2 protein-coding genes and 1 pseudogene are annotated in these 3,267 nt (G+C 67.9%); 2 read left to right on the top strand and 1 reads right to left on the bottom strand.

Annotation, left to right across the window (positions count from 1 at the left end; translation table 11 throughout):
- On the top strand, positions 1-2,094 hold a 2,094-nt coding region (gyrA, locus tag ABFS34_16245), incomplete at its 5' end, for a DNA gyrase subunit A (protein ID MEN8376979.1).
- Positions 2,095-2,135: 41 nt separating this feature from the next.
- Positions 2,136-2,945, top strand: a pseudogene (locus ABFS34_16250) (threonine/serine dehydratase).
- Between the two features lie 17 nt (positions 2,946-2,962).
- Here ABFS34_16250 and ABFS34_16255 read toward each other — a convergent pair.
- Positions 2,963-3,217 (bottom strand): hypothetical protein, encoded by a 255-nt coding sequence (locus tag ABFS34_16255; protein ID MEN8376980.1) that lies wholly within the window; start codon positions 3,215-3,217, stop codon positions 2,963-2,965.
- Positions 3,218-3,267: the final 50 nt, after the last annotated feature.

The following is a 3,267-nucleotide window of genomic DNA, read 5'->3' on the forward strand; positions in this document are numbered from 1 at the left end:
GCGCCGAACTTCGACGACCGGCTGACCGAGCCCACCGTGCTGCCGGCGAAGGTGCCCAACCTGCTGATCAACGGCAGCAGCGGCATCGCGGTCGGCATGGCCACGAACATCCCCCCGCACAACCTGCGCGAGGTCGTCGCGGCGTGCGTGCGCATGATCGAGCAACCGGACGTGGACTCCGAGGGGCTCATGGAGCACGTGCACGGGCCCGACTTCCCGACAGCGGGGTTCGTGCTGGGGCGCGCGGGTATCCGGGACGCCTACACCAACGGCCGCGGCCGCATCGTCATGCGTGCTCGTGCCGAAGTACAGGAGGAGGAAGGCGCCAAGCCGCGCATCATCGTGACGGAGATCCCGTTCATGGTGAACAAGACGCGCCTCATCGAGCAGATCGCTTCGCTCGTCAGAGACCGCCGCGTGGAGGGCGTCACGGACCTGCGCGACGAGTCCGACCGCGACGGCATGCGCGTGGTGATCGAGATGCGACGCGACGTGGTGCCGCAGATCGTCCTGAATCAGCTCTTCAAGCACACGCAGATGCAGGCCACCTTCGGCACCATCATGCTGGCGCTGGTGGACGGCGTGCCGCGCGTGATGAACCTGCGCCAGCTGATCCGACACTTCCTGGACCACCGCCACGAGGTGGTCGTGCGCCGCACCGAGCACGACCTGAGGAAGGCGCTGGAGCGCGAGCACATCCTCGAGGGTCTCAAGATCGCCGTCGACAACATCGACGAAGTGGTGGCGGTCATCCGCGGCTCGCGCGACGCCGAACAGGCCGGCGCGCGGCTGCGGGAGCGCTTCGGGCTGAGCGAGCGCCAATCGAAGGCCATCCTGGACATGCGCCTGGCGCGCCTCACCGGCCTCGAGATCGAAAAGCTCGAGGAGGAGCTGACGGAGGTGCGCGCCACGATCGAGGAGCTGCGGGACATCCTGGGCAGCGAGGAGCGCCGCTACCAGTTGATCCGAGCCGAGCTCGAGGAGATCGCGGAGAAGTTCGGCGACGACCGGCGCACCGAGATCCTCGGCGACTTCGAGGAGCTCACGACGGAGGATCTGATCGCCGACGAGGAGATGGTCATCACCGTCTCCCGCACGGGCTACATCAAGCGCCTGCCCGTGGACACGTTTCGGAGCCAGCGCCGGGGCGGACGTGGCCTGCAGGGGATGAACACGAAGGAGGAGGATTGGGTCGAGCACGTTTTCCGCGCACGCACCCACGACGTCCTGATGTTCTTCACCCGACGTGGCCAGTGCTACTGGCTCAAGGTCTGGCAGATCCCGCAGGCGGGCCGCAACGCGCGCGGCAAACCCATCGTGAACCTGCTGGCGTTGGCCGACAGCGAGCAGATCGCGGCGCTGTTGCCCGTACGTGAGTTTTCCGATGACCGCTCGCTGCTCTTCGCCACCCGCAACGGCGTCATCAAGAAGTCGCCGCTGTCCGCATACCAGCACATGCGGACCGTGGGACTCAACGCCATCAACATCGGCGAGGACGATGTCCTCATCGACGTGCAGATCACCGACGGTGACGATGAGGTCATTCTGGCGACGCACAACGGCCTGGCCATCCGGTTCCACGAACGCGACGCGCGTTCGATGGGGCGTGCGACCACCGGGGTGCGCGGGATCAATCTGAGCAAGGGCGACCGCGTGGTGGGCATGGTGATCGTGCGCCGGCAGACAGCGGACGACGCCACGCTCCTCACCGTTACCGAGCGCGGGCGCGGCAAGCGCAGCGCGGTGGCGAACTACCGGCTCCAGCGGCGCGGAGGGAAGGGCGTTCTCAATTTCCGCATCACGGACGCTACCGGGAAGATCGTGGCGGTGAAGGAAGTGCTGCCGGGCGGCGAGCTCATGCTGATCAGCCGGAACGGCGTGGTGAACAGACAGCGCGCCGATGAAATCAGGGTTATCGGGCGTGCCACCCAGGGCGTGCGAGTGATGGCGTTGGACGACGGCGACGAGTTGGTGGACGTGGCCCGCCTGGCGCGTGAGGACGACGAGATCGAAGAAGAATCCACGGACGTCGCGGCGGCGCAGGAAGAGGTCACCGGCGCCGAGGTCGGAGCCGCAGCGGAGGAGACGGAATGAGCACATTCGTTACAGCGGCAGCGATCGAAGAGGCCGCGCGCATGCTCCCCGCCGTGGTGGTGCGCACACCGCTCCTGCCGGCTCGCTGGCTGAACGAGACGGTGGAGGCGGTCGTTCGTCTGAAGTGCGAGAACCTGCAACTCGGTGGCGCGTTCAAGATCCGCGGCGCGTACACCATGGTTTCTCGCATCCGGCCGCAGATCCGGCGCCGGGGGGTGATCGCCTACAGCTCGGGCAATCACGCCCAGGCCGTGGCGCTGGCGGCGCGCTTCTTCGACGTGCCGGCTGTCGTGGTCATGCCGGAGAACGCGCCGGGGATCAAGGTCGAGGGCGCCCGCCGCATGGGCGCGGAAGTAGTGCTGCGGGGCACAACGTCCGAGCAGCGGCGCAAGAGGGCGGAGAGCATCGCCAACAAGCGCAAGCTCACCATGGTGCCCCCCTTCGACCACTTCGACGTGATCGCAGGGCAAGGCACGGTGGGGCGCGAGATCATGCAGGACTGGCCCGACGTGGAGGCGGTGCTCGTGCCGGTAGGCGGAGGCGGACTGCTCAGCGGCATCGCCGCGTGGCTCAAGAGCGCCAATCCGGGCTGCCGCGTGATCGGCGTCGAGCCGGAAGGCGCCGACTCCATGCGCCGGTCGCTCAACGCAGGCCAACCGGTTTCGGTGCAACCCAACTCGATCGCCGACGGCCTGCTGCCCGTGCGGCCCGGCAACCTGACGCTGGCGCACGCCATGAAGTACGTGGACGGCATGATCACGGTCAGCGACGAGGCGATGGTCGACGCCGCGACCCAGCTCCTCGTGCGCTCGAAGCTGGTCTCCGAGTACTCCGGCGCGGCCGCCGTGGCCGCTCTGCTGTCCGGTGCCTACGACCCGAAGGGCGGGCGCGTCGTGGCGGTCGTGTCCGGCGGCAACTGGGATCCGCCGGTGCTGGCGGCGAGGCTGGAAGAGGTGTTCGGCGGAGCGCCCGTGCAGGCGGCGGGCAAGAAGACGGTCGCCAAGAAGGCGCCCGCCAAGAAGACGGTCACCGAGAAAGCACCGGTGAAGAAGGCGCCCGTCAAGAAAGCGCCGGTGAAGAAGGCGCCCGCCAAGAAAGCGCCGGTGAAGAAGGCGCCCGTCAAGAAAGCGCCGGTGACGAAGGCGCCCGTCGAGAAGGCGCCGGTGAAGAAGG

The organism is Gemmatimonadota bacterium, from assembly GCA_039715185.1.
In the GTDB taxonomy this organism is placed as follows: Bacteria; Gemmatimonadota; Gemmatimonadetes; order Longimicrobiales; family RSA9; genus DATHRK01.